Source organism: Campylobacter sp. CNRCH_2016_3089 (genome assembly GCF_025772505.1).
Lineage (GTDB): Bacteria > Campylobacterota > Campylobacteria > Campylobacterales > Campylobacteraceae > Campylobacter_D > Campylobacter_D lari_D.
This window is the reverse complement of record NZ_JAKMSF010000032.1, coordinates 1-2,026: the sequence shown is the minus strand read 5'-3', so window position 1 is coordinate 2,026 and position 2,026 is coordinate 1. Positions and strand designations below refer to the sequence as shown.

At 26.9% G+C, this 2,026-nt stretch carries 1 protein-coding gene and 1 pseudogene; both read right to left on the bottom strand.

Annotated features, from left to right (window positions below; translation table 11 throughout):
• Positions 1–226 (bottom strand): annotated as a pseudogene (locus tag L8W69_RS09070) (hemagglutination protein); the annotation flags it as partial.
• Between the two features lie 27 nt (positions 227–253).
• Positions 254–2,026 (bottom strand): hypothetical protein (locus tag L8W69_RS09065; protein WP_263666976.1); only part of this gene is annotated, 1,773 nt, incomplete at its 5' end.

Sequence of the window (2,026 nt, the reverse complement as noted above, 5' to 3'; positions counted from 1 at the left end):
TTCCATTAAAATTTACACTTTCACCTTGGCCTATACTAAAGCCACCACCCCATTGTATGACGGAGTTTGTTTCTTTGCCATTAATTTGCATATGACCATTACCAGAAGTTATAGTTCCACTAGTCCCGTGAGTAAATTTACCTCCACTAGGTAAAGCCATTAGTGGAGAAAATAGCATTGATACAGTTATGCCTGAGAGTATGATGTGATTTGATAGTTTTTTCATATTGGCTCCTTTTTGTGTATTATTTTTTTAATATAAATTTACTACTATGCTTTTTGCATCTTTACTTACACTTAGAGTGTATTTAGCTTTTTGAACTTTTGCTTTGATGTTTTTATGTAAGCTTTGATTGTTTTTAGTGATAGTTTCTAATAAGCTTTGTAAGTCTTTTTGATTTAAGTGTTTATTATTTGCATCTACAAAGCCTTTTTCACTTTGCATTAAAATAAAGCTTTTATTTTTTACATTATTGTTTGTATATACATTAATAGAACTATCTTTAGAAAGATTAATCACTTCTTTAGCATTTAAATAAGCTTTAGTATCATCTTTTAAGATAAAGCTATAATGATCAAAGTTATTAATAGTATTTGCTTTTATATTTGTATTTAATACTAAATGATTATTAGTACCATTTTTATGTGTTAGAACTTTTGATACAAAGTTATTATCTTCTTTAATTTGTAAAAAACTTCCTGCTAATACTTCTATATTGGTATTGTTAAAAATATTAGTATTACCACTTAAGTATAAAGTATTATTATAGCTTTTATCATTTTCACTATATACTCCAGAAGCGCTTATAAATATAGCTTTGTTGTTTTTATACTCATCTATATTTAAATTATTTATATGAGTATAATTATCATGAGTATTCTTGGCTATACCTGCACTAATTATTATTTCCCCTTCTCTTTTATCAGAAGCTGTACCTAGGGCTAAGTTATCAAAGATAAAAGTATTATTAGCACTTTCATTTTTTGCATTAATAATATATACATTAGAACTAGCTGCACTTGAATAATCTTTAATATTTAAAGTATTATCATTAGCATTTTCATTAGCTCTTAAAATGATTTTAGAACCTTTATCTATATTAGAAGCATTAGATAAAGATTGCACCATATTATATTTTATAGTGTTTTTTTCTAAATTATCAGCTTCTATAATAGCAGTGAGGTTTCTACCTGATTTTACATTATCTAAAACTATACTATTAGCATTAGCACTACTTGCATAATATTTACCATCTTCAGACATAACTGCATATAAAAACATAGGAATATCAGAATTAGAATTACTGATATTAATACTATTATTATTTGCTTTGGAGCTTAGAGTTTGTGCAGCAATAATATTAATCTTATCATATCTTTTTTTATCTGTTACTCCTTGAGTAATACTTCCTTCTATATTTATACTATTTCTACTAGCTCCTTTAGTAGCTACTCCGCCATAAAGATTGATTTCATCTTTACCGGTAAAATTAAAATTGATTTCAAATGGCTTTTTCAAATTCATATAAATAACATTATCATTAGCCATACCATTATTAGTTATACCTGCATAAAAGTCTAAGAGTGCTTTTACTTCTATATTGGTATTTAATGCTAATAAGGTTTGTAAATCCTTAATAATAATAACATTTCTATATGCATTACCTTCTATAATCCTACCCCCATAAACTGCTCCTACTAAAATAGCATTGTATGCTAATGGAGTATTTTTAGTATCTACTCTTAAATCTAGTTTTAAATCATTAATAATTACACTATTATTGCTTACTTCATAGCTTTGATTGTTATTTACATCTACAAAAGCTCCTCCTAAGTGAGTAGCAGCTGATGTTGAATATGCTCCACTTGGACCATGAACTAATAAAGAAGCTCCATCTATAATAACCTTATTATTTTTAGCATTGCCATTATAAGTATAAGCTCCTACTACATGAGTCATTCTCTCATCAAAAATATTATCCCCTAAAGTGCTTTGTTTATAAGGAGTAGTATGAAAGTCTATCTT